The 25,189-nt window shown below is 46.2% G+C and carries 26 protein-coding genes; 7 read left to right on the top strand and 19 right to left on the bottom strand.

Annotated features, from left to right (window positions below; translation table 11 throughout):
• Positions 1-5: 5 nt before the first annotated feature.
• From ACR32F_RS09380 to ACR32F_RS09355, 6 genes are all read right to left on the bottom strand, one after another.
• Positions 6-281 carry a spore coat protein CotJB gene (locus ACR32F_RS09380; protein ID WP_440118268.1) on the bottom strand — a complete coding sequence of 92 codons (276 nt, stop codon included), beginning with the start codon at positions 279-281 and terminating at the stop codon, positions 6-8.
• Entirely contained in the window at positions 271-510 is a 240-nt protein-coding gene (locus ACR32F_RS09375; protein ID WP_440118266.1) for a spore coat associated protein CotJA, read from the bottom strand. Before ACR32F_RS09375 ends, ACR32F_RS09380 begins: the two co-directional genes overlap by 11 nt.
• A 266-nt stretch (positions 511-776) precedes the next feature.
• Positions 777-2,129 (bottom strand): hemolysin family protein, encoded by a 1,353-nt coding sequence (locus ACR32F_RS09370; protein WP_440118264.1) that lies wholly within the window; start codon positions 2,127-2,129, stop codon positions 777-779.
• A gap of 46 nt (positions 2,130-2,175) precedes the next feature.
• Positions 2,176-3,312 (bottom strand): radical SAM/CxCxxxxC motif protein YfkAB, encoded by a 1,137-nt coding sequence (yfkAB, locus tag ACR32F_RS09365; RefSeq protein ID WP_440118262.1) that lies wholly within the window; start codon positions 3,310-3,312, stop codon positions 2,176-2,178.
• A gap of 216 nt (positions 3,313-3,528) precedes the next feature.
• Positions 3,529-4,653, bottom strand: a complete 1,125-nt coding sequence (locus tag ACR32F_RS09360; RefSeq protein ID WP_440118260.1) for an HD-GYP domain-containing protein — start codon at positions 4,651-4,653, stop codon at positions 3,529-3,531.
• A 66-nt stretch (positions 4,654-4,719) separates the two neighbouring features.
• Positions 4,720-6,153, bottom strand: coding sequence for a bifunctional metallophosphatase/5'-nucleotidase (locus tag ACR32F_RS09355; RefSeq protein WP_440118258.1), 1,434 nt, complete (start codon positions 6,151-6,153; stop codon positions 4,720-4,722).
• 121 nt (positions 6,154-6,274) lie between these two features.
• On the opposite strand from ACR32F_RS09355, the gene ACR32F_RS09350 reads away from it, so the two are divergent.
• Both ACR32F_RS09350 and ACR32F_RS09345 read left to right on the top strand, forming a co-directional pair.
• Positions 6,275-7,021, top strand: coding sequence for a molybdenum cofactor biosynthesis protein (locus ACR32F_RS09350; protein WP_440118256.1), 747 nt, complete (start codon positions 6,275-6,277; stop codon positions 7,019-7,021).
• A gap of 123 nt (positions 7,022-7,144) precedes the next feature.
• Positions 7,145-8,194 (top strand): HD-GYP domain-containing protein, encoded by a 1,050-nt coding sequence (locus ACR32F_RS09345; RefSeq protein WP_440118254.1) that lies wholly within the window; start codon positions 7,145-7,147, stop codon positions 8,192-8,194.
• A 140-nt stretch (positions 8,195-8,334) separates the two neighbouring features.
• On the opposite strand, the gene ACR32F_RS09340 is transcribed toward ACR32F_RS09345, so the two are convergent.
• From ACR32F_RS09340 to ACR32F_RS09295, 10 genes are all read right to left on the bottom strand, one after another.
• On the bottom strand, positions 8,335-8,466 hold the full coding sequence (locus ACR32F_RS09340; RefSeq protein ID WP_208642727.1) for a YjcZ family sporulation protein: 132 nt from the start codon (positions 8,464-8,466) through the stop codon (positions 8,335-8,337).
• Positions 8,467-8,594: 128 nt separating this feature from the next.
• Entirely contained in the window at positions 8,595-9,332 is a 738-nt protein-coding gene (locus tag ACR32F_RS09335) for a M23 family metallopeptidase (RefSeq protein ID WP_440118252.1), read from the bottom strand.
• Positions 9,333-9,535: 203 nt separating this feature from the next.
• Positions 9,536-10,891, bottom strand: a complete 1,356-nt coding sequence (locus ACR32F_RS09330; RefSeq protein ID WP_440118250.1) for a jacalin-like lectin — start codon at positions 10,889-10,891, stop codon at positions 9,536-9,538.
• Between the two features lie 282 nt (positions 10,892-11,173).
• Positions 11,174-12,571, bottom strand: a complete 1,398-nt coding sequence (sufB, locus tag ACR32F_RS09325) for a Fe-S cluster assembly protein SufB (protein WP_440118248.1) — start codon at positions 12,569-12,571, stop codon at positions 11,174-11,176.
• Positions 12,572-12,585: 14 nt separating this feature from the next.
• Entirely contained in the window at positions 12,586-13,023 is a 438-nt protein-coding gene (gene sufU, locus ACR32F_RS09320; RefSeq protein ID WP_440118246.1) for a Fe-S cluster assembly sulfur transfer protein SufU, read from the bottom strand.
• The gene (locus ACR32F_RS09315; RefSeq protein ID WP_440118244.1) at positions 13,013-14,233 is read right to left on the bottom strand and encodes a cysteine desulfurase; all 1,221 of its coding nucleotides are present in this window, start codon (positions 14,231-14,233) and stop codon (positions 13,013-13,015) included. The genes sufU and ACR32F_RS09315 overlap by 11 nt, the downstream gene beginning before the upstream one ends.
• Positions 14,230-15,534 carry a Fe-S cluster assembly protein SufD gene (gene sufD / locus ACR32F_RS09310; RefSeq protein ID WP_440118242.1) on the bottom strand — a complete coding sequence of 435 codons (1,305 nt, stop codon included), beginning with the start codon at positions 15,532-15,534 and terminating at the stop codon, positions 14,230-14,232. Before sufD ends, ACR32F_RS09315 begins: the two co-directional genes overlap by 4 nt.
• Before the next feature lie 24 nt (positions 15,535-15,558).
• Positions 15,559-16,341: a Fe-S cluster assembly ATPase SufC gene (gene sufC / locus ACR32F_RS09305; protein ID WP_440118240.1), complete on the bottom strand. Its 783-nt coding sequence runs from the start codon at positions 16,339-16,341 to the stop codon at positions 15,559-15,561.
• A gap of 375 nt (positions 16,342-16,716) precedes the next feature.
• Positions 16,717-17,292 (bottom strand): DUF1802 family protein, encoded by a 576-nt coding sequence (locus ACR32F_RS09300; RefSeq protein WP_440118238.1) that lies wholly within the window; start codon positions 17,290-17,292, stop codon positions 16,717-16,719.
• A 133-nt stretch (positions 17,293-17,425) separates the two neighbouring features.
• Entirely contained in the window at positions 17,426-17,887 is a 462-nt protein-coding gene (locus ACR32F_RS09295) for a Dps family protein (protein ID WP_215076835.1), read from the bottom strand.
• Between the two features lie 297 nt (positions 17,888-18,184).
• Here ACR32F_RS09295 and mtnK point away from each other — a divergent pair, with 297 nt between their 5' ends.
• Both mtnK and mtnA read left to right on the top strand, forming a co-directional pair.
• Positions 18,185-19,402, top strand: coding sequence for an S-methyl-5-thioribose kinase (gene mtnK, locus ACR32F_RS09290; RefSeq protein WP_440118235.1), 1,218 nt, complete (start codon positions 18,185-18,187; stop codon positions 19,400-19,402).
• A 230-nt stretch (positions 19,403-19,632) separates the two neighbouring features.
• Positions 19,633-20,706 (top strand): S-methyl-5-thioribose-1-phosphate isomerase, encoded by a 1,074-nt coding sequence (mtnA, locus tag ACR32F_RS09285; RefSeq protein ID WP_440118233.1) that lies wholly within the window; start codon positions 19,633-19,635, stop codon positions 20,704-20,706.
• A gap of 193 nt (positions 20,707-20,899) precedes the next feature.
• Here mtnA and ACR32F_RS09280 read toward each other — a convergent pair whose 3' ends face one another.
• Complete coding sequence (locus tag ACR32F_RS09280; protein ID WP_017689545.1) at positions 20,900-21,202, bottom strand: YunC family protein; 303 nt, start codon at positions 21,200-21,202, stop codon at positions 20,900-20,902.
• A 228-nt stretch (positions 21,203-21,430) separates the two neighbouring features.
• On the opposite strand from ACR32F_RS09280, the gene ACR32F_RS09275 reads away from it, so the two are divergent.
• Entirely contained in the window at positions 21,431-22,018 is a 588-nt protein-coding gene (locus ACR32F_RS09275) for a hypothetical protein (RefSeq protein ID WP_440118231.1), read from the top strand.
• A 146-nt stretch (positions 22,019-22,164) separates the two neighbouring features.
• Here ACR32F_RS09275 and ACR32F_RS09270 read toward each other — a convergent pair whose 3' ends face one another.
• Positions 22,165-22,551 carry a DUF423 domain-containing protein gene (locus ACR32F_RS09270; protein ID WP_440118229.1) on the bottom strand — a complete coding sequence of 129 codons (387 nt, stop codon included), beginning with the start codon at positions 22,549-22,551 and terminating at the stop codon, positions 22,165-22,167.
• Between the two features lie 281 nt (positions 22,552-22,832).
• Here ACR32F_RS09270 and ACR32F_RS09265 point away from each other — a divergent pair, with 281 nt between their 5' ends.
• Together ACR32F_RS09265 and ACR32F_RS09260 are read left to right on the top strand one after the other, a co-directional pair.
• Positions 22,833-23,309 (top strand): hypothetical protein, encoded by a 477-nt coding sequence (locus ACR32F_RS09265; protein ID WP_440118227.1) that lies wholly within the window; start codon positions 22,833-22,835, stop codon positions 23,307-23,309.
• Between the two features lie 41 nt (positions 23,310-23,350).
• Positions 23,351-24,199, top strand: a complete 849-nt coding sequence (locus tag ACR32F_RS09260; protein WP_440118225.1) for a DegV family protein — start codon at positions 23,351-23,353, stop codon at positions 24,197-24,199.
• Between the two features lie 142 nt (positions 24,200-24,341).
• On the opposite strand, the gene pdaA is transcribed toward ACR32F_RS09260, so the two are convergent.
• Positions 24,342-25,121 (bottom strand): delta-lactam-biosynthetic de-N-acetylase, encoded by a 780-nt coding sequence (gene pdaA, locus ACR32F_RS09255; RefSeq protein WP_440118223.1) that lies wholly within the window; start codon positions 25,119-25,121, stop codon positions 24,342-24,344.
• Positions 25,122-25,189: the final 68 nt, after the last annotated feature.

Raw genomic sequence — 25,189 nt, 5'->3', positions numbered from 1 at the left:
CTGCATCAAACCTGCCAAGGCCAAGGCGTCTGAGACCATTCCCACGGATACTTGGAGAATGCATGACCAAAGTTCATCAGCGGTCCGTACAATTGTTGAAACTCATGCGCCACCTTCATGCGTTCCTGGCTGAATTTGTTGTACTGCTCAATACTCTGATAGTCACCCGGGTGGGTGTCCAGATACAGGTTCAGCTCCACCAACACAAAATCCAGAGCCTGAAGTTCCTCCAGCAACTCGTAATATTTAGCGTCACAGGCTTTCGATGTTTCAGGCTCCATCTGCTTCCACCTTCCTGCCCTTTGATTTCTTGGATGTATAAGGGCTGTATAATGCAGGCCATAACGTTCCCAGTCTCAGCGCTTCTGTCGGACTATACTGTGGCCAACCCATGGGCTGAAAAGGTATAAACAACTGCGGTGGAACAAGATACGTGCGGATTTCCATCGGTTTACAAGGATCAAACGGCCCCACAAAAGGGGCGTAGGCTCGAAGCTGCGGATCTTTCATTCGAAACGCCTCCTTCAACGATGTTTAACGTGCATCCCACATCACATTTCAAACCATTGCTTCCCGTCTCTCTATCCATATGTTTCAACTCGGTAAATTAATCCCCTTTCAGTCAAAACTGCGCAAAGGAATTTCTCAAGGCTTTTTCACTTCCATACAAAAAGACCCTTGAAAGCACCTCACCAGGCACTTCCAAGGGTCCGTATAATCGCAAATTCATTATGTTCACACTTCCTGTTTGACTCATCCTCGTTCTGCAACGAGAACTATTCGGCTGGTTCATCATCCGAATTCATATCTTGTGGGACAGATTGCTTGTATACCCGGACCCGGGTAATTCGCAGCCGAGTGGACTCCTCCACTTCAAAAACGTATCCATTCCGTTCACGCGTCTTGCCTTTGATTGGACTACCTTCAAGTTCCTTGAACAGCCATCCACCAATGGTGTCCACTTCTTCATCCTCAATGATGGCTCCGGTCCACTCATGAACCTCTTCAATGAGAGAACGACCATCGATGGAAAATGAATCCCCGCTGCGCTCCATATGGGGACGCTCATCCTCAAACTCGTCATGCAAGTCCCCAACAATCTCTTCCAGAATCTCTTCAGCAGTCAGCAGTCCAGCTGTACCTCCGTATTCATCAACAACCAGTGTCATCTGGGAATGCTTTTTCTGCATCAGCCGCAGCACATGGCTGATTTCCATCGATTCAGGAACGTTCAATATCGGACGGACAAGTGAAGCCAGATCATGTTGTTGCTCCGGTTCAGCCAGCAGCAGATCGGTAATATGGATAAACCCAATGATCTCATCCTTGTCTTCTACCGCGACAGGATACCGAGAATGTTTCGTTGCATTAATAATCTTCAGATTTTCTTCCAACGACATATGAGTATATAGACAGTCCATGTCTGTACGCGGCAGCATGACTTCACGTGCCAGCATATCGGAGAAATCAAAGATGTTATCCATCAGCTTAATCTCATCTTTATCGATAACGCCACTTTTGGCACTCTGCTTCATCAAGATGCGAAGCTCATCTTCCGAGTGAGCTTCGCCTTCGCCCGCAGGTTCAATACCCGCCAGACGCAGCAATGCATTAGCCGATGCATTAAGTACCCAGATGAACGGGAAGAAGATTTTATAAAACAACAGCAAGGGTGCAGACAAGAATAAAGCCACTCCGTCTGTTTTTTGAATGGCTAAGGATTTAGGCGCGAGCTCACCCAGCACAATATGCAGAAACGTAATGATACAAAAACCGATAATGACGGACACGGTCGATATAAGCCCTGTATCTCCTACACCGAGCTTAAACATGAGCGGCTCGACGAGCAATTCGGAGATGGCCGGTTCTCCCAGCCACCCGAGTCCAAGCGATGTCAGTGTAATCCCGAACTGCGTTGCCGATAGATAGGAATCCAGTTTACCATTCACCTTCAATGCATAACTGGCCATACGGTTTCCTTCACTCTGCAACTGAGTTAAACGTGTCTGTCTTACTTTCACCAGGGAAAACTCCGCTGCAACAAATACGCCATTCAAAAATACGAGCAAAAAAACACAGACCAGATTAAACACCAGCTGTCCAAAATGAAATTCGGTATGAATATCCAAGTTGAAACTCCCCTTTTTGACCTATTTCAGGAATACACCTGGAACATCAACGTGTGATTGCCTTTCTCGACTTGAAATCCACACCTTTGTAATACATATCTGCCACCAGCAGATTTGGTCCGCAACAGGATGCCATATCACAATGGCAGTTGACCGTCTGATTCAACGGATGCTCAGCTGACCATTCATGGAATACATCATCCAGTTTCCGGTCACGAATGTTGCCAAATGCCGGGATATCCGCAAAATCCGTCACATACACATTGCCGGTAAACATGTTGACGTTAACGCGGTTGCGTCCATCCGGATCATTACGTACCGTCACATTTGGCTCGTTGTACAGGCGATTGATTAGTTCACGATCCTGCTCTGCTGCACTGCATGCAAAGAACGGGAGTGTACCAAACAGCATCCACATATCCTTGTCACGTGCATCGAGCAAACGATGGATCGCTGCCCTCATATGGTCCAGTGATAACACTGGCAGTGAAGAAGCAAAGTTTGAATTATACATCGGATGCACTTCATGACGGACACAGCCCATTTCACGAATCAATTGATGAATACCATCCAGCTTGTCGTGTGTACGGAAGTTAATCATAGACTCAGCAGAGATAAACATGCCTGCTTCACTCAATTTGCGGGAATTTTCAATCATTTTCTCATACATCTTCACCGCTACTTCTCGTTTCACAGGTCTGCCACTATTCGCAAATCCAACTTGATGGAAATCGTCAGCATTCAGATAGTTGAATGAGATGTGCATAACGTCCAGATAAGGTAATAGTTGCTCGTACCGACTAATATCTAGCGTTAGATTCGAATTGATCTGGGAACGGATTCCACGTTCCTTGGCATATTTGAGCAATGGGATGATCATCTCATCCACTGTTTTCTGGCTAAAGCTTGGCTCGCCGCCCGTCAGACTGATCGTCTGCAGATGCTCCACTTCATCCAATCGTTTCAACATCAAGGGTAGCGGAAGCGCCGGCGCTTCACGCATCGTAAGCATATCTCCCACGGCACAGTGCTCACATCTCATGTTGCACAGATGTGTCACCGTCATTTCTACACTGGTCAGCACATGGCGTCCATATGTACGCAGAGAGCCAATCGGATCCCATGGATCATTGGTCGGCGATAAAGGCATCGGTTGTACCGATCCTGAGTTTAGCATGGTCATTGTTCTTCACCTTATTCCTTTTATTAACCTAAAAAATTTTCTTTACAACATACTCCGTATTCTTTTTTTGGAGTTATCTTTAATCATAGCACAATTTTCAATGCTTCGGCATGAGCATGCTCTGTCCATTACATGACAAAAAAACGCCCCCGCAATTCCTGGACGGGATCAGCCAGGATATTACGATATGAGCGCTGACCCGTGCTCCGATAGACATCAGCTATCAAAGAATTTTCCGTGGGCTGAAGCTGGCGGTGAGTCTTCCACACCTTCGACACCTATAATCATAACAGACAAAGCTGTAGACAGATCTATTTCATAGGGAGCGCTCAACGTCTGTCCATCCGCATTCTTGAGAACACGAATGCGCGGACGTTGTGGAACACGCGGATGAATGGCGGCAACGACTCCCACCTCTCCTGTACTAAGTGTGACAGTAAGACCCATAGGGTAGATCGCTACACAATCCCTGAACTTCTCAAGCATCCGTTGCTCATAGAGAGTTCCTGAACCGGTATATAGCACCTCCACTGCCTGATGCGGCAACAAGGCTTGCTGATATACCCGGTTCGTTGTCATGGCATCATACGAATCAGCAAGCGCAATCCACTTGGCATATTCATGGATTTCATTGTCTTTCAAACCAAACGGATAACCACTGCCATCAATCCGCTCATGGTGCTGCAACGCACAATGCGCAGCCAGGAGCGGGATACCCGGTTCATCTTTGAGAATACGATGTCCATATGTAGTATGCTGCTGTATAACTTTAAATTCTTCATCACTCAACCTGGAAGGCTTGTGCAGAACTTCTGGAGCTATCTGTGTTTTTCCAATATCATGCAACAGGGCTCCCAGACCAATCTCCATTAATTGCTGACGCGTATACCCCGCTGCGACTCCGAGAACCAGCGTATACACACATACATTCAGTGAATGTTTATACAGGTCAAAATCACTGGAGTTCATGTCCATTAACATGATCATTGCTTCCTTCTGGCTACCAATGTCATCCAAAATCGTATTCATCAACCCGCTGAGTGCTTTGCCAAAGTGTGGAATCCGACCTTTGGTTTTCAGACCCGACATGCCCTGAAACTGCTGCTTGATTTCAACGAGCGCTTTACGCCTGGTTTCTTCCTGAAGCATATCCGGAATGATGATATCTTCTGTTGCCGCATCATTAATATACACATATCCGATCCCCAGATCCTTCAGACGGCCAATTAACCGGCTGGTGAGCTCTACTCCCTCACTGAGCAGAACCAGCCCCTCTTCACTATAAATTCGTTTCCCCAGCTTCATGCCAGGCTGCAATAGGTTTATTTGTACTAAACGCACAGCCTATCCTCTCCCGCTCCGTAGATGTAATTTCCACTAGCCGCCGCTTCAGCAGAAGGCAAGTACTTATCCGTTTTCATGCCAGCGGGATCGCAAACTGTCTTCCAGCGCCCCTGGTCTTTTCAGTTCCATTTCAAGTAGATCTCGTATGAATTCCGGAAGTCGATACAACGTATCGCTCCCAAGCGCAAGGGAAGGATAACCCACATTAAACGTAAACATGTCGAGTGTTCCCACCACATACTCATCTTCATCCCGGATGGGCTCACCATCAATATATATAGCACGAATCTTCTCATAAGGCAGTGCATGTGGATCATACTCCACTTCCATGCCATCCATGCACAATGTCCCAAGAATGTCCCCGCGAAATCCAAACCCGATGATCGGCTTAGCTGAGAACTCTGGCAACAGTGACTGCTCCAGTGCCTCACGAATCTGATTTCCATTCAAATATATTGTACAGGCATTGATGGGAGATGGACATAGGGAATGTAACATTCCCTTGGTGACATTCCCCTGTGGAAGATCCCCAAGAAGCTGACCGGCATTGACAAGAGACAACTGCGCTCCAGTAAACTGACGAACTGCCTGCGCCAGCAAAGACCCAAATGGAGATTCATGTTCGTAATCTATAGGTAGCATCCTGTCTGTAATAACGGCCGTCTGATCAAGCACACGCTCGGCCTCTGTACGATGAGTGGCTATAGCCAGTGAGACCTTTTCTTCCAGCATCATGCTCTGTACCGGCACGCAGCCACTGCTCACAAGTGTAGGTTCATTCTGCCCGCTTTCCCGCTCCAGTACCACTTTACCGAGCCACTGACCAAACTTCCCCGCTGCTCCGAGCACAGTCTGCCCAATGACCAATGGTTCTTCCAGAACATGATGTGTATGTCCGCCCAGAATGACATCAATGCCTGCGATCTGCTCGGCCAATCTGCGGTCTGTGGAAAGCCCCAGATGTGATAAAATAACCACGACATCCACTTGAGAACGCATAGCCTCAACTTGCTCACGCAGCGTTTCCACTGGGTCCAGCACATCCCATCCCAGAAGTTCGTAAAATGCTGTGAAGGGGGCTGTAGCGCCTAGCAGACCAACGCAGAATGGCCCCTTCTCCAGAATAAGAGAGGATTTCATCCAGGCTGGTGGCAGGCCCGTTGCCTGCTCTATAACATTGCCGCACACCACAGGAGACAGAAGCCCCGAGTAAGAATGCGCCAGCTGTTCCGGTGTGAATGTCAGTCCTTCGTTGTTCCCGATCGTTATGGCATCATAACCGGTCAGGTTGATCACATCCACGTTCGCGGCTCCCAAGGTCCCTTCCGTCTCAACCGCCATCCGGTCCATATGGTCCCCGATGTCCAGTACGAGAACCTCTCCAGCCTGTGCCCTCTCCCAAGCGATCATGGCGGCGATCGAACTCATAGATCCAAAATGACTATGAATGTCATTGCTGTGTAGAATCGTTAAAGTTTGCGTCTTTCTGGTGCTCATCACACCGCCTCCCCCTTATCCTCTACTAACGTACATTCCTCTAATGGATAAGCATAACATTTTCCGCGTCGTTATGATATATTTAAAGGGTTTAGAGATTAAAAAGAGGTGAGTAATTCGTATGAAATTGACCATTCAACTATTTGCGGGAATCGCTGAACGTCTGGGCACCTCTCTGCTTGAATATGAGTACCCTGGAACCAATCCAACGGCTGCCCAGTTAAAAGAAAGCTTGAGCCTTGCCTATCCTGAGGCGGCTTCTCAGATACGCACTTCCTTTCTGGCAGTCAATCAGCAATATGCTCCTGCTGATTCTACAATCAAGGCTCAGGATGAACTTGCATTGATTCCACCTGTATCGGGAGGAGACGGTACGAATATGGCGGATACCGAATATCCGTCTTCCCATCCAGAGCATCGCACGGATGACGGATTGTTCCTCATAACCGGGTCCCCTTTATCTGTGGAAGCGACAACAGCGTTAGTCATTACAGCGAATCATGGAGCGGCCCTTACATTTGTAGGCACTACTCGTGAAATGACTGGACAACAACGTACCGTTCACTTGGAATACGAGGCCTATATCCCGATGGCGCTTTCTCAAATGTCCGCGATCGGTAACGAAATCTCTGAACGCTGGCCAGGTGTTCGATGTGCCATCAGCCACCGGATTGGACAAGTGGACGTCGCAGAAATCAGCGTTGTTATTGCTGTTTCTTCCCCTCATCGCAATGACTGTTATGATGCAAGCCGCTATGCGATAGAAAGGCTGAAACAGACTGTCCCGATCTGGAAAAAAGAAATATGGGAAGATGGTTCCGAATGGAAAGGTCATCAACTAGGACCCTGGAACCCCATCGACAATTAAAAATTAGTCATTCCACCTCTTGATGGGGTGACGAAATTAGTAAATAAGTCGTTGTCAACCCATTTTTTTCTTGTTATTATAATTATATGTGTCGATATTAGTCGAGGAAAAGGTGATTTATACGTGAGAGTGCATGTTACTGATCTTAAACCTGGAGACCTGTTAAAAAATGATGTGTACAATAATTCGGGTCTCCACATGCTGATGAAAGGTGCCACACTCAGCGAAGATGATATTTCCAAGCTGCTGCAGCACGGGATCGATTACGCAGATGTAGAGCATACAACATCCAACCTACACTCTGATGCACAAACCTTACCTTCCGATCAAACCGTTCTGTTAACTACCCTGTTTAACGATACGATCAAAGGTACTGAATCTCTGTTCCAACAAGCGATGGAGAAAGGTTTTATTGATGAGACCCAGGTCGATGAGATTTTGATAACCCTAACGGGACAGCTTGAAAAACAAAAGGATGTTGTCTCCTTGCTGCTTATGCTCGACGGGGATAACGAATATACTTACAACCATTCATTACAAGTCGGAATGCTCGCTTTTTATATCGCTGGCTGGATGGGTTACGATCCTGAGGAATGTCTGACTGTTGCCAAAGCAGGGTATCTTCATGATATCGGCAAGTCCAAGATTCCTTCTGAAATTTTACATAAACCGGGTAAACTGACTCCGGAGGAATTCCAAGAGATGAAGAAGCATACGTTCTATGGCTACGATATCATTAAAGAATCGACCCAGAGCGAAATCCTTGCAACCGTGGCACTTCAGCATCATGAGCGTGAGGATGGTAGTGGCTATCCTCATGGACTAAAAGGCGATGAGATCCATCCATATTCCCGTATAACAGCTGTAGCAGACGTTTACAGTGCCATGACAACCAATCGGGTATATCAGACCAAACAGGAACTTATCTCTGTTCTATGCGAACTGTACAGCCTTAGCTTCGGTCAGTTAAACGCAGAAGCCACTCAGGAGCTCATCAAGCATATGCTGCCCAATTTTATTGGAAAAAGGGTTCTGCTTACAACAGGCGAAACGGGTCTGATTGTCATGAACAATCCAGCGGATTACTTCCGCCCACTCGTTCAGACCTCTACTGCCTTCATTGATTTAGCGAAAGAAAGAGATGTAGCCATCGTTGAGATTTATGTACAGTAGCATAAGCTGCACAGTTAGTTATGCGAAGTAATAGTCACACCAACTCAACATTAAGAGGATTGAACTGCGTTTGCTATACGTGAGAAAAAGGGAAGCCACAGTGGCTTCCCTTTTTGAGTATTCTGATCGTTCATGCTGGATTAAACGCAGAATGCTTTCGTGATGATAACCAACAGAATGAACAATACCAGGATCGCACCAGTGTTTGTGAACATATTGTATCCACCTACGCCACCTACGTTGCCCCCACAGCCATATCCTACTTCGCTCATGTGATTGCCTCCTCTTCATCAGGTATACCCTAACATATGACTTTTCCAGTGGGATGAACCGGGCAAACTGGCAACATTCGATAAATGGTTGTCTGCCTGCTACTGCATGAATAAATCGAACTTCACGATCACTCCTGATCCGTGAGCGGAGTTGAGGAAGTGGGAGAAACCCTAATTCCCTTTTCCTTGCGATACATAATGACAAGCAATCTCCAATAATCATAACTGCCTGTATCGTTCATAATAAACGGTTGGTAGTAGGTATAGGCTTCTCTCGCCCAAGCCGGACAATCCATTTGGGTCAGTTTCTTCTGTTGCTGAATCCAAGCTGCTTGAGTTTCCAGTGTCTTTTGCATCGCTTCAAATGTCTTCTTCTCAGCAGTGGTCAATGGCGTGTCCTCCTCTCCTCCGATGGATGAACTATATTCTGATTTCAAGTACATTCCTGGATCAACCACTCCGTTCTCGTTAGCTGTATATCCGTAGGATGGTGCACTGGCTTTACGTATCTCATAATGTACATGTGGTCCTGTGCTTTCTCCGGTACTCCCCTGATTGCCAAGAAGCTGACCTCGCTTCACCTTTTGTCCGACTTGCACAACCACACGAGAAAGATGCGCATAACAATGCAGGGCGCCCCGGTGATCCTGCACAGCAACGGTAAGCCCATAACCGCCGAATCCCGACCCCGTAGCGCCTTCTGCAGCAAAACGTACTATCCCGTCCATAAATGCATGTATGGGCCCATTCCACGGCTCTGTGACCAGATCAATGCCTCGATGAAACGTCTGCCCTCCAGAAATCGGATGAATACGGTAGCCAAATGAACTTGTAATTCGATAGCCTTCGAATGGATTCATGGTCATACACTCACATCCTTTTCTATCATTAGATGCTTAAATCTAGTAAATGGCTTGTGCTATTAGTCTTATTTTATTACAAAAAAACACCACTCAGAATATCATTGGAAAAACCATGCGGTCCTCCAACGTATATTCCAAGCGGCGCAGCTATACCGTTACGAACGCTCTATGAGATGTACATATTATGATTTCATTCCGATGAATACTCACTCCTCATTCAGAGGTCTGTATATGACACCAAGCTGATCCAACTCCTGTGCTGCTCTTCCATAAAATCCGGCAATATACCAACCTGCTGGTGCCTCAAGTTGGATTTGATCCGACGTCTTTTGCCCGCCTTCGATTTTATTTCCAAGATTGGTGGCCAACTCCACGTAAAAGATTCGTTTATCTCCATTTCGTGTCCCCTGACCAATCGTCGCCTGGGTTAAGTATTCTCCGTCTGCCAGATTTAGTGTGGCTGTGTTCGAATTGCCGCCATGTATCAGATTCGTTCCATCCCTGTACAAGGTTGAGATACCGTCTACACGGTTACCCGAGTTGAGCGTAACGGAACCAGGTCTGGCATCAGGTACATGATTCAGATCATTAAAACCGGTTCCCCCGGAACCTCCAATCGTTGAACTAAGTTGGTATTGAGGAGAAGTACTGTACACCAATTCCGCTGTAATCGGATAATGATCGGAGAGTTGATTCCCACTCGGGTCAACAAACGTTTGATCTTCCAAGCGGTAGCTCGCTGCATTAAGGGACAATGCCTTGCTTCCGCGATACAAAATTTTATCCACGATCTCATAGTTCGGCCCATTTATATTTGATGCATCCATAAGTGCGTCACCATCAGCGGGAATATCCCCACCCCGAATCAAATCGATCCATGGATCTCTTAATCCATTCTCAGACATGAGTAGCTCTATATTGTCAGAGGCACGGGTATACCGTGTATTCGTGTCTCCAAATACGATAACCGCGTTACCGTCCGAGTGTTCTTTTATGTAATTGGAAAGCTGTTTGATATTATCTCGTCTTGCCTCAAGCGACTTATCGTCGCCCCCTGCGTCCGCATGCAAATTGTACACATCCACCTTCACCTGGGGTGCAACTTCATAAGTAGCTGCTGTAAATCCTTTCGGAGTCAGTTCATCACTTCCATTGTCAAAAAGACCGGATCTCTTATTCCAGGTAATCCGCTTCAAGTCGCGGAATGGAAATTTGGATAAACTGTTTAGCCCACTGCCAAAACCTGCAACTCCGCTTGTTTTCGTTAAATACGGCAGCGTGACTTGGGAGATCAGTTCATGATGATAATTAAAGTCCTCTTGCACATTAATGATGTCATAGTCATTTAATTTGGGGGAAATCTGAACCGTGTACTCCTTGGGGTTTGAACTGGAGACAAGATCGGGAAGGCCACCTACATTATAACTGAGGATGTTGAAAGAACCGGTTACCGTTTCCCCAGTTGCAGCACTTGCAGGAGATGAAAATAGCGGTAGACTGCTCATAGTGACAAGTGCAGATAATAACAGGGCTGCTCCCCTCTTGGCTAATTGCTGTTTCATTAAGCTATCCCTCCTCATATTTGTATCCATTCAAATATATGTAACATTCATTAACAGGAGAATAACTCTAGTCTATGCATTTGTATAATTATGTCTTCTTGATAACTAAAACGAATCGATTGAACCTTCGTTCCACTTCTCGCCCTCTTTGGACAATAAAAAAAGATCAAGGGAATATCTCCCTTGATCTTGCTTGAGTTCATATGTGATCACCTGAAAAGGAGTCGGCACAACATCTGCACGATCCAGATTCACGGTTCCGAAAAGGCTATAGCAGTCGGATTAACCGATGGAGCCTTCCATTTCGAATTTGATCAATCTGTTCATTTCTACCGCGTATTCCATCGGCAGTTCCTTCGTGAACGGTTCAATGAAGCCCATGATAATCATCTGTGTGGCTTCTGCATCAGTCAGACCGCGGCTCATCAGGTAGAAGAGCTGATCCTCAGATACTTTGGATACCGTAGCTTCATGCTCCAGCATGATGTTATCATTCATGATTTCATTGTAAGGAATCGTATCGGATGTGGACTCATTATCCAGAATGAGCGTATCACATTTGATATTGGATTTTGCACCTTCCGCTTGGCGACCAAAGGAAGCCAGACCACGGTAGGTAACTTTACCACCATGTTTACTGATCGACTTGGATACAATCGTTGATGTTGTATCTGGAGCCAAGTGAATCATTTTCGCACCTGCATCCTGATGCTGGTTTTTACCAGCTACAGCGATGGACAGAACCGAACCTTTTGCTCCACGGCCTTTCAGGACAACGGCTGGATATTTCATCGTCAGTTTGGAACCGATGTTACCATCGACCCATTCCATCGTTGCATTTTCTTCCGCAACCGCACGTTTGGTAACCAGGTTGTAGATGTTTGGTGCCCAGTTTTGAATCGTTGTGTAACGAACACGGGCATTTTTCTTACAAATGATCTCAACAACCGCACTGTGCAGTGAATTCGTACTGTAGATTGGAGCTGTGCAGCCCTCTACATAGTGAACGAAGCTGTCTTCGTCCGCAATGATGAGTGTACGCTCGAACTGTCCCATATTCTCGGAGTTGATCCGGAAATAAGCTTGCAGAGGCACTTCACATTTAACGCCCTTAGGTACGTAGATGAAGCTTCCTCCGGACCATACCGCACTGTTCAGTGCTGCGAATTTGTTATCCGTTGGTGGAATCACGGTAGCGAAATATTCACGCAGGATTTCCGGGTGCTCTCTGAGAGCTGTATCGGTATCCATGAAGATTACACCTTGGTCTTCCAATTCCTTTTGCATGTTGTGGTATACAACCTCGGACTCATACTGAGCCGATACACCCGCGAGGAACTTTTGCTCTGCTTCAGGGATACCCAATTTATCAAAGGTTTCTTTGATTTCGGAAGGAACTTCTTCCCATGTTTTCCCTTGCTTTTCAGAAGCACGAACATAATACTGAATTTCATTGAAATCCAACCCATCAAGATCTCCGCCCCAATTCGGCATAGGCATCTTTTCGAATTGTTTCAGGGATTTCAAACGGAATTCCAACATCCACTCCGGTTCGTTCTTAATTTTGGAAATCTCGGTAACGACTTCTGCAGTCAGACCTTTACCGGTTTGAAAGATGGATTTGTGTTCGTCGCGAAAACCATATTTATACTCTTCCATTTCTGGTGCTTTTTTAGCCATCTTGCTCTACCTCCCTATCGTTTTTGTACATTGTCCTCTTCGTCAATTCCTTTGCGTAATGCATTCCAGGCCAGAGTGGCACATTTGATGCGTGCAGGGAACTTGTTCACACCGGATAGGGCTTCGAGATCTTCATAATCGTCGAAATCGACTTCTTCACCTTTCATGAGTGAGGAAAAACGGTCTGCCAGATCGAGCGCCTGTTCCATCGTTCTGCCTTTGACTGCCTCCGACATCATCGATGCCGAAGACATGCTGATGGAACAGCCTTCGCCCGTATACTTGGCGTCCTGAACGATTCCGTCTTTCAGCAAAAGCTGCAGTGAAATCCGGTCGCCGCACGTAGGATTGTTCAAATTCACCGTGACAGCATCATTCTCAAACGTTCCGCGGTTACGCGGGTTTTTATAGTGATCCATTATGACACGCCGGTACAGATCATCAAGTTGCATCGCCAAAGTACTCCTTTGTCTGGATTAAGGCGCTGACAAGCCGGTCCACGTCTTGTTCGTTATTGTATAGATAGAAACTCGCACGAGCTGTCGAGCTAACTTCCAACCAGCGCATTAATGGTTGACAGCAATGGTGTCCGGCACGAATAGCTACGCCACTCGCATCCAGCACTGTTGCCACATCATGAGGATGAACATCACCGAGGTTAAAGGTAACGACTCCGACATGACGCTTGGCTGGTCCATAGATGGTTAACCCATCAATTTCCGACAGTCGTTCGGTTGCATAAGCTGCCAGCACACTTTCATGGTGAGCGATCTCATCCATACCTATCTGCTCCAGAAAATCAATGGCAGCCCCTAATCCTACCGCACCTGCGATAATCGGGGTTCCGCCTTCGAACTTCCAAGGGAGCTCTTTCCAGTTGGATTCGTACAGACCCACATCATCAATCATTTCACCGCCGAACTCAATCGGCTCCATGGACTCCAGCAGCGCCTTTTTGCCGTAGAGTGCACCGATTCCGGTTGGTCCGCACATTTTGTGACCAGACAATGTGTAGAAATCACAGTCCAGATCCTGCACGTCCACCTTCATGTGAGGTGTGCTTTGTGCGCCATCGACAACGATAACTGCACCATTGCGATGTGCAATTTCAGCAATTTGTTTTACGGGATGAACTAAGCCCATCACATTGGATACATAAGCGATTGCCACAATTTTAGTATGGCTCGTAATCGTCTTCTCTACATCAGCAAGATCAATATGACCGTCCGGCTGAAGCGGAATGTATTTCAATGTGGCACCTGTCTCCTTGGCAACCTGCTGCCATGGAATCAGGTTACTATGATGCTCCATTTGCGTAATTACAATTTCGTCGCCTTCTTTGCAATTTGCGCGCCCGTAGGATGAAGCCACCAAATTCAGAGCTGTTGTTGTCCCACGAGTGAAGATGATCTCCTGCGTACGGCGGGCATTGATAAACTTGGCTACCTTTTCACGAGCACCTTCGTAGGCGTCCGTTGCACGGCTTCCAAGCGTATGAACACCGCGGTGTACGTTGGAGTTCTCATATTCATAGTAATGTTTGACTGCTTCAATCACAGCGTGAGGCTTCTGTGAAGTTGCAGCACTATCTAAATATACGAGCGGGTGTCCGTTGATTTCCTGGTGGAGGATCGGGAACTGCTCACGAATGGACGGGTTCATTGTCCAAGTTTCCGTTCAATGAGAGACTGCAATTGGGTACGCAGTGCTTCCAGAGGAATATCCGCCACCACCGGAGCCAGGAAGCCGTAAATGATCAGGCGCTCGGCATCCGCACGGTTAATCCCGCGAGACATCAAGTAATGAATTTGCTCCACATTGACTTGACCTACAGAAGCCGCGTGACCAGCTGTTACATCATCCTCGTCAATAAGAAGAATTGGGTTGGCATCTCCACGAGCTTTCGGGCTCAGCATCAGTACTTTCTCTGTTTGCTGTCCATCGGCTTTGGTAGCGCCTTTCTCAATCTTCGTGATTCCGTTAATGATCGCAGAAGCTTCTTCACGCATAACTGCACGTGTGATCATCTGGCTTGGCGTGTTTTTGCCGAAGTGACGAGCTTCTGTGGTGTAGTTAATTTTCTGCGAACCGGAACCAACAGCGATGACTTTGGAGTCAGAGCTTGATCCGTTGCCCTTGAGCACAGTCATCGTATTGCTCGCTGTATCGCCGTTGTTCATCTCACCAACGATCCACTCGATTGAAGCATCATTCTCCACCACTGCACGGCGGAATGATACGTCCGTAACATTCACGCTCAGCTGGTGAACCGATGCAAAGCGAACTTTGGCACCCGACTTCACGAATACTTCCACAACACCGTTATGGAAAACAGGTGCGGACAGTTCTCCGGATACGTAGTTATCCACGTAAGTTACAGAGCTGTTAGACTCCGCAACAACCAATACGTGAGGGGCAAACGTTGCAGATGCATCATCCGTGAGCATTACCGCTTGCAGTGGAATCTCGATCTCCACGTTTTTCGGAACATACAGGAATACTCCACCATTCCAGAGTGCTGCATGTAACGCAGCGAGAGAATGTTCATCCGCTTTAACAGCTGTATTCAAGTATGGTTTCACCAGATCGCTGTGTTCGCGAACCGCTGTAGCCAGATCCGTAAAGATAACTCCTTTGGCCGCCAAATCAGCAGACAACTTGGAGTACACCGTACCGGAATTGCGCTGGATTACCAGACTGCCTTCAGCTTGATCCTGAACCAGATCTTTAATCGAAGCAGGTACTTCTTCCAAAGAAGAAATGGCTTCGCTTGCTTTATATGTGCCGTACTCGCTGACATTCCAGCGTTCGATTTTTTGTTTTTCCAGTTTAGGAAGCGCAAGCCCGCTTGCAAGCTTTAAAGCTTCAAGCCGCTGTTCGGTCAACCAGCCGGGTTCATTGTTACTTTCCGACAAGGCGCGAAGCGCTTCAGATTCAACCGGAAGAATTGTTTGTGTAGTCATTGATTAACCTCCTCCGTTTTGTCTTTACGCTTCTTGGCCTACAGTTTCGTCTGTTATTCCCAACTCTTCCTTAACCCAGTCATATCCTTCTGCTTCCAGACGGTGAGCCAGTTCAGGTCCGCCGGACTTCACGATACGTCCTTGCATCATTACATGGACATAGTCAGGCGTAATGTAGTTCAATAGGCGTTGGTAGTGAGTGATGATCAGGAAGCTGCGCTCTTCGCTCTTCATAGCATTTACACCGTTTGCTACAATTTTCAGAGCATCGATATCCAGACCGGAGTCAATTTCATCGAGTACTACGATTTTTGGATCAAGCAGCATCATTTGCAGAATTTCGTTACGTTTTTTCTCACCACCGGAGAAACCTTCATTCAGGTAACGGTGAGCAAACTCAGGGTTCATGTCGAGTTCTTTCATTTTACCTTCCATTTGACGAATGAACTTGATCAGGGAGATCTCGTTACCTTCTTCACGACGTGCATTGATAGCACTGCGCAGGAAGTCGGAGTTCGTTACACCCGCAATTTCACTTGGGTATTGCATAGCCAGGAATAGACCTGCACGCGCGCGCTCATCTACTGCCATATCCAGTACATCTTCACCGTCAAGTGTTACTGTACCCTCTGTTACTTCGTATTTAGGATGTCCCATCAATGCAGAAGCCAATGTTGATTTACCTGTTCCGTTCGGTCCCATGATCGCGTGGATTTCTCCACCTTTCATTTCCAGGTTGATGCCTTTCAGGATTTCCTTACCTTCGATCGTCGCTTTCAGACCTTCAATGACGAAATTCGTAGCCATGTGTATTGTTTCCCTCCATTGATTAAATTGATATTTACTGTCGAAAACGAAAAAGCACCTATTAATTATCTAAACAGGGCTTCCCCTGAATTTCTCCTGTAGTCCGTACTACTTCTCCAAAGCAAGAATCACTTTAGAATAATTCTAAACTGATTCTCAGTGATAATCAAGTCATTTCCTAAGAACTCTTGTCCCGTACAGGAAACATTATTCTACCTGATTCTATCTTAAAAGCCCGTTTGAATCAAATGAGAAAACATCTCCGTCAGAAATAGACAGTGAGAAAAATCACGAAAAATCCACCTTTATCGAATCGGTTTCTATTACAAAAAAGGACTTATCCATATCATGGACAAGTCCTTTTGATCAATAATATTACATCTTGAGCGCTTTGTTAATCTTCTGTACCTGTTCGTCAAAATCCGCAACGTCCACCACCGGCGTCATTTCGCGCGGCACCGGACCATTCGGAATGGAAATCCATGAGCGGCAACCATGATATTCAGACAATACTGGAATCTCCATCGGTTCATTCAAAAGGTACACACGTAAAATCAATACATGGAGCGGATCTTTCCGTTTCCACTTAAGACGGTCTTCGGCAAAATCCGCTGTCCACATATGAAAGTCAAGAAGTTTATCCAGCATTTCCTGATCTCTGATCTCCAAATCCTGCGTTACCTCAGCATATGCCGTAACACGGATGGTCGAAGCTTCGGGCACCCATTCGGCCAGTGAATCCTCAACATAGGAATGATCAGAGGACTTTATCAGTTCTTTACGCTGATGTTCATAAGTCGGATACAGATAGAACGCTGGACTTTTCAGTTCAAAATGTCTGGTTTCCTCCACAATCCCGCCTTTACGCATCACCATAATCTGGCGACCATTTTCTAAAGCTTTGATTGTGGAGGCCCATTCTTTTAATGCCGGTATCGTTGTGCCTATCATAAACGTTCTCCTCCCGGAATCAGTCTTGTCAGCAGTATAGACGCTCGGCGTCTTATTGACAACTTGATGAGGGATTAAGGAGCAACTTTATATCCATAAGGCGATGGACTGACTTGGCTATCAAAGGGTGTGATCAGCCCAAGAAGGATCTAAGCATCCACATATGTTTCTCCAGATCTGCCTTGAAGCCTGTCAGCATATCGGATGTTGGTTGGTCTTCCGCAGCATCTGCTACTTCGATACCTTCCTGATATTCGTTCGAAAGTGTAGCGAAGTCCTCGATCAGGTTCTGCACCATCGTTTTGGCATCTTCGCCACCTGCCGCTTCCTGAATGGAGGAGAGTTCCAAATATTCTTTCATTGTAGCAACAGGGCTGCCTTTAAGCGTGAGAATACGCTCAGCAATTTCATCCATTTGTACAGTCACTTCATTGTAGAATTCTTCGAATTTCACATGCAGTGTGAAAAAGTTAGGACCTTTTACATACCAGTGATAATTATGGATTTTGACGTACAGGACGTTCAGGTTTGCCACCTGACGATTAAGTACTTGTTCCACCGATTTTGCTTGATCTGTTTTGTTTTTTGTAGCCATATTAATCCCATCCTTTTATTATAAAATTAGTCTATCATGCATTGCCAGGGTTCAACCTGTCATGCATAACAGAGATTTAACATCTCGGCACCGCTGAAATGCGGCGAGCCATGTCGGCGGTATTTCAGTGTACCGTCCGGCCTATTTATTTTTACCCTTACACATGAAGTTCGAAACAAGTCTGGCATGACCTGTCTCAAAAAAAGGTACAAAATCACAGCCATTTCCGATATACTGACATATACCAAGCAAAGAAGTGGGTTTTCCTGTTTCTTCATATATATGGAGGTGGCATCCTTGTCCAAATATCACCCTTTATCACCCCAGGAAGCAATCGAACTGGCCAAAACATTACCGGGTCCGTTTGGGGCAGATGCAAATCTGGAATGTCGTGAGATCGGCGACGGCAATCTGAATTTGGTATTCCACATCACGGATCTGAACTCCGATAAAAGTATCATTATCAAACAGGCGCTTCCTTATGCGAAAGTGGTTGGAGAATCATGGCCGCTGTCTCTGGTACGTGCACGAATTGAACGGGAAATTCTTCAGGAAGAGTACCGGCTGTGTCCGGGAATGGTACCTGAAGTGTACCACTATGATGATGACCTCGCCCTAACCGTGATGGAAGATTTGAGTGATCATGTGATTATGCGTAAAGGCCTCATGGATGGCGGGTCTTATCCTCTTTTTGCACAACACATTGGGGAATTTATGGCAAGAACATTATTTTTCACCTCCGATCTGGGTATGAACCAGCAATTAAAGAAGGAAAAGCAAGGCAGATTCGTTAATCCGGATCAGTGCAAAATAACGGAAGATCTGATCTTCGATGAACCCTACCGAATCGCCGAGAAAAATAATTATGATGCTTCAATTGAAGACGAAGCCGAAGCACTTCGTACGGATGGAGAACTTCATCTTGAAGTGGCCTTGCTACGGGAAAAATTCCTGACTCATGGTCAAGCTCTGCTTCACGGTGATCTGCATACCGGCAGTATTTTTGTTACTCCTGAATCCACAAAGGTGATCGATCCGGAATTTGCCTATTATGGCCCGATGGGATTCGATGTAGGCGCTGTGCTTGCTAACCTGCTTCTCCATTACGCTTCCTTGCCAGGTCGCATTCAGGATCAGACCGCTCTTCGGGAGCGTGAAACGATCTTGTTGGATATGGTTCGTGACGTATGGAATGAATTCGAATCCCGCTTCCGCGCCCTGTGGACTTCCGATCTGGTTGATCCTATGGCTAAGGCGCCTGGATACGAAGACCTTTATATGCAAAAATTATTCAGAGACTCTGCCGGCTTTGCGGGCGCTAAAATGGTCCGTCGTATTGTCGGCCTCGCTCATGTCGCAGATATTGATACGATTGAAGATGCAGCAGAACGGGAATGTGCTCAACGTAAAGCTCTGGCCATCGGTAAAGCGCTCATCATACGAAATCGCAACCTGAATACCATCGGTGAGTTGCTGGATACCGTAGCGACTGCGGTCACTTCCATTAAAGCTTAACTTATAGAGGTTGTTTAAAAAGTCCGCTTTTGATTACGAATCATGCCTAGCGGCATCATCAGCATCGAAGTTGAAATTTAGCCGAAATGTCCGTTGCTCACGTAGTTTCCCCTACGCTCCGCTACTCCATTTCTAGCTTCATTCCATCTTCTCGGTACTGAAAAACAGACTTTTTGAACACGCACTTAAAGAAACTCATACGGCTTAACTCAAGGAACGGAGGAACACCCATGACAACCCCTAAACATCAGCCTCTGTCCTCCCTTATATGGAAACAGGACAAGCTTGAAATGCTCGACCAGCGTCTCCTGCCTGAAACCATTCTGATGCTGAAGCTATACACGCCCGAGGAAGTATGGGAGTCCATTCACTCGATGAAAGTACGCGGTGCTCCTGCCATCGGAATCGCTGCTGCCTTTGGTGTAGTACTGGGTGCCAAATCGTATGACGGACTTGCTATTCAAGGCTGGCTGGATCATGTGAAATCGATCTGTGCTCATCTTGCCACTTCGCGACCAACTGCTGTGAACCTGTTCTGGGCATTGGACCGTATGATGCAAAAAGCAAGTGAGCTCGCTGAATCCGGCGCCAACATTGACGACAGCAATGCTGCTCTCGAAGCTGAGGCTCTCCTGATCCAGAAGGAGGACGAGGAAGTTTGCCGCATGATCGGTGAAAACGCTCTTCCTTTGTTCGAAGATGGCATGGGTGTACTCACGCACTGTAACGCAGGCGGACTGGCAACAGCCAAATACGGGACAGCGACTGCACCGATGTATCTGGCTCATGAGCGTGGCATCCATCTTAAAGTATTCGCCGACGAAACTCGTCCTGTCCTTCAAGGTGCACGCCTCACGGCATTTGAGCTGCAACAGGCTGGCATAGACGTTACGCTGATCTGCGACAATATGGCAGGTATGGTGATGTCCAAAGGGTGGATTCAGGCTGTAATCGTCGGTACAGACCGTGTTGCTGCCAACGGGGATGTGGCTAACAAAATTGGAACATACAGCGTTGCCGTGCTTGCCAAGGCACACAATATTCCGTTCTATGTAGCCAGCCCATTGTCGACCATCGACTTGTCCACACCATCCGGGGACCTTATCCCGATTGAGGAACGTGCTGCGGAGGAAGTGACTGAAGGATTTGGCAAACGTACAGCACCGCAAGGTGTGAAAGTATACAATCCGGCATTTGACGTCACGCCTAATGAATATGTAACAGCCATCATTACGGAAAAAGGTGTCATTCGCGCCCCTTTCAAAGAGAATCTGGCTGCGCTGTTTGCGAAGGAAGAAGTTTAATCAGTGAATATACTGTTTAATATAGAAATGCCAGGATTCATGTAAAGAAGGGCTTCCCAATTGTTCCAATTGGGAGCCCTTTTTTATTTGTGTAGATGTAGAGTTAAGAAACGTTGAGATATTTACTGTTTTTGCGGAACTCGATTAAAACAAAAGGACTGACATCCATAATTATTCGTAGTCATCCATGGACTCAGATCATCTTCAGCAATGCTTCTACACCCGTCATGCCAACCGTAATGCCCATGGCTTCCGCTTCCGTTGTTACCGACTCCATAGGTGCATGCAGCAACTGTTCCAATGTGCGCACACCAACCGCCCGAGCTGCAATAATTTTGCGATCTCCAAGCTTCTCATTAAGTAATCCTACGTCGAGTGCTCCGCACATGATATATCCTTTGGATGTATTAATTGTTAGTAATGTCGTTTTGGGCAGCTTCACTTCTACCCCAACCAAAACATGTTCTCCAACCACAATCGGCTCCATCGTCACCATAATTTCCCGATCCACCTCCTCTTCCACAGGTCACGATAATTGTATGCCTCATTCCGGTTTACCGTGTGGACACCTGCGGAAAAGCTGTAGAAATGCATTTTTGTTTGCTGGAAATCGGAAGTTAGCCCTCATTTACTGCGTCCCTAGTACTATGATTTTTACCCTTTTAATGATATAGTGTATTGAAGCGTTTAATCGCTGACATATCTTTAAACGGGGCTGGGATGAATGAAAGAAACCTTATCCAACGAAGAAGAAATCGGCTTTTTATTCAATGTCGATATTCTTATTAAGAGCCGCTCGAATGCATTGGCACTGCAGTCCCTGTTGGAGTTCATTAACAAAGAGGAACAAATTGCAGACTTTCGGATTCAATCCGGCATAGAGCTTGGCAAAATTATCGAAGTGACACTTCAGTCCAAAAAAGACTCCTTCGTCACACTCCACAACGAACGAAAAAAAACACAATCCAATGCAGGACAGAAGACGTCTACACCGACTCAAACGACGACCACACCTATTCCAGCCAAACCACAGAATCAGCAAGAAACATCGGCTACCCAGAAGGAAACTTCTCCCGAATCACCTACGGTCACCCCTGTTACCACTGGAAATTCATTCGACGCGTGGATCGACACCCTTATCAAAGAGAATCGTCTTACACGAATTGTTGTGAATAATAAGAACGGTAAACATCAGAGCATTCCATGCCGCATTTTGAATTTTGATCGGGATAATAATGTTGTAAGCGTCTATCACGTAGATGAAAAACAAGTGTATACCTTCCGAACCAATGAAATCGATGAGTTTCTTTGATTCAATGACCATTCAAACTAAAAGCAACTTACGGGGAATTCTCATACCATTCCCACGCAAGTTGCTTTTTCAGGTTCATTCATGTAACACGTAGCTAACACATCTTAATTTGCGAATAGCTTTGTTTATGTAGCACTGTATATCCTTCAAGAGCGATCTTTTCCCCGTTGCCACACGTCTAGTGCGAATAACAACCATCCAGCAATAAAAGCTACCCCACCGATTGGCGTAATGGCTCCCAACACTTTAATCCCTGAAATACTAAGTACATACAGACTGCCCGAGAATATGATAATTCCGATTAAAAGCAGACGTGCTGCCCACTTGAGCTTGGTAGACATCCCAAGCTGGCCTGCCGTCAAGCCAATGATCAGCAGAGCAATCGCATGTATCATGTGGTACTGTACTCCGGTTTCATACACAGCTATGGCATCTGCGCTTATAGTTCCCTTGAGCATATGTGCACCGAACGCACCTATAGCCACAGATAACATAGTAAGTATAGCACCCAGCATCATCCATTTCCGTTGCATTTGCATTCTCTCCCTTACTCATCTCTCCACCCTTATTTTAGCGAATACTTGCCGCGTTTACCAGCAAGCTACGCAGGACGGGAAGCATTCATATGTCTCGATATATATAATTTACTTGCCTTTTGCCCCAAAGTTGACGAAAACAGGCGTCTAACCTTGATTTTTATCGATAATTATGGAAAAGTAAACAGATATGCAATCGTTCTCTTCATGAGAAGCAACACATCCAGATGAGGTTAATTACACTCATGAGCCATGATTAGGGGAGGTTTATTACATTTATGGATAATCAAAATAACCAGAATAACTTCAATTCCTATCATTCGGGTTCCAGCACGAATCATTCAGATCCCCATAATAACGACATGTTCACACCATACCCACCTGTACCGGAGGATCCATCCCTGGGTCGACTGAAACATTCTGGTCCCGGTATCGCGAGTTTTGTAATCGGGTTGGTCTCCCTTGTCGGTTACATGCTGACTTTCTTCATTGCCACAATGGCTGTAAACAGTTCAGTTGGCGTCATGACCACGCCGATCCAACTGGAAGAGATCGCATTACATCCAGCTGTCGCCCTGGCTTCACTGTCTACTCTGGTCTGTCTGGTGCTCAATCTGGCAGGAACCATTCTCGGCGTCATTGGTCTTGTTCTCAAAAACCGGAAGAAAGTCTTCTCCATCATTGGGACCATACTTAATGGAATCATGATTTTGGCCTTTGCAGGGCTTATTATTGTAGGCATCTTCATCATGTAAATATTCTTACAACCAAATTCTCGTATCCAAAGGAGATAGACATGTCACGAATCAAAATTTTCACGGACAGCACCAGTGATCTGGCTCCAGCATGGATCCAGCAGCACGATATCGGCATCATACCTTTATATGTGGTATTCGGTGAGGAATCACTGAAAGACGGTGTTGAGATTACGCCAGAGCAGCTATACGAACGTGTCAGCAAGGACGGCCGTCTCCCCAAAACGGCTGCACCGTCCCCTGCTGATTTCATAACGGCATTTCAACCCTATATAGACTCTGGAGATAACATCTTATATATCAGTTTGTCCTCTGAACTTTCTTCAACTTATCAAAACGTGAGATTAGCCACTTCCGAGTTTCCAGAAGGACGGATCTCTGTTGTCGATTCCAAAAATCTCTCATCCGGGATCGCCCTGATGGTGATGAAGGCCGTACATGCTGCGGAAAAAGGGCAGAATCTGACTGAAATTACACATCTCGTTGAAGCCCTCAAACCGAATGTACGTACTGAATTTGTCATTGATACCCTGGAGTATTTGCACAAAGGCGGGCGCTGCTCTGGCATGCAAAACCTGATTGGCAGTCTGCTGAAAATCCGCCCTGTCATTCGGGTAACGGATGGCAAGATGGCGCCAGCGTACAAAGTCCGTGGCAAACGGGAAAAAGCCCTGGAACAAATGCTGCAAAACACACTTAGCCATAAAGAGCAGATTGACCCGGATCTCGTTATTGTAGTTCATACCTTGGCTGAAGAAGATGCACTTGTTTTGCAGAAGTCTCTACAGGAACAGACAGGTGCACGAGTTGAATTGACTACTGCGGGTTGTGTAGTATGTAGCCATTGTGGCCCCAAAACGATCGGCATCATTTATAACACCGTACTATAAAAAGGCTACTGTTACGGATCAGCAGGTTTTCCCCATAAGTCATAAGTATCCGATTAACATTGGCAAACTCTTACAAAATCAAAAGAAAAAGGGCATCCCAAGCTACAATAGCTCAGGATGCCCTTTTTCTTTTGTAAACATATTAATAGCTTTTTGTTTTTAGATCATTCAGGTTTTTGAATACATAACCCTGTTTGCGTGCTTCATCAATAATGGAGCCGAGAGCCTCCGTATTGTCTTTGGATACGGAATGAAGCAAAATAACCGCTCCTGGATGCAGCTGTTTGAGGACTTGCTGACGCGCATATTCTGCCCCACGCTGCACTTTCGTATCCCAATCTTTATAAGCAACGGACCAGAACACATTCACGTACCCTTGAGCATGGCTCTCCGCAAGAGTCCGGTTGTTGAAAATCCCGCGTGGCGGCCGCAAAAAGGCCGCTTGTTGTCCAGTCAACCGATTCACCTCGGAACGCACCTGATCAAGCTCTGTTCTCAGCTTGTCATTAGAGACTCGGGTCATATCCGGATGGCTCCAGGAATGATTGCCCACTATATGTCCTTCTGCTGCCATTCGTTTGACCAGCTCAGGTTGATCTTTCAGATAATGGCCCGTCACAAAGAAAGCAGCCGGTACTTTCTTGGCACGCAGAACATCCAAAATAGCTGGAGTAAACCCATTCTCATATCCATTATCAAACGTGAGATACAGCTCTTTCTGTTTTGTATCCCCCAGGAAAATAGCATCGTTATGCTGCAAAATCTGCTTGAAGCCTTCCTGATCAATGGAGGGTAACTGCCCATTCTGGCTTTTTTTGAAGCCAAAATGATAAGCGCCAGTAACCGGCGACGCTTCAGTTTGTGCCGGTAATATACCAAATGACAATATAGCCAGCAACATGTAAAGAACCATTCGCTTCATTGTAATCCGCTCCTGTTCCTGAAAATTCGGTTTTTCGTTTCCTCTCACGAACACCTTCAGGTAATATG

This window comes from Paenibacillus hebaui (genome assembly GCF_051934385.1).
GTDB lineage: Bacteria > Bacillota > Bacilli > Paenibacillales > Paenibacillaceae > Paenibacillus.
This window is presented reverse-complemented; position numbering and strand designations above follow the sequence as displayed.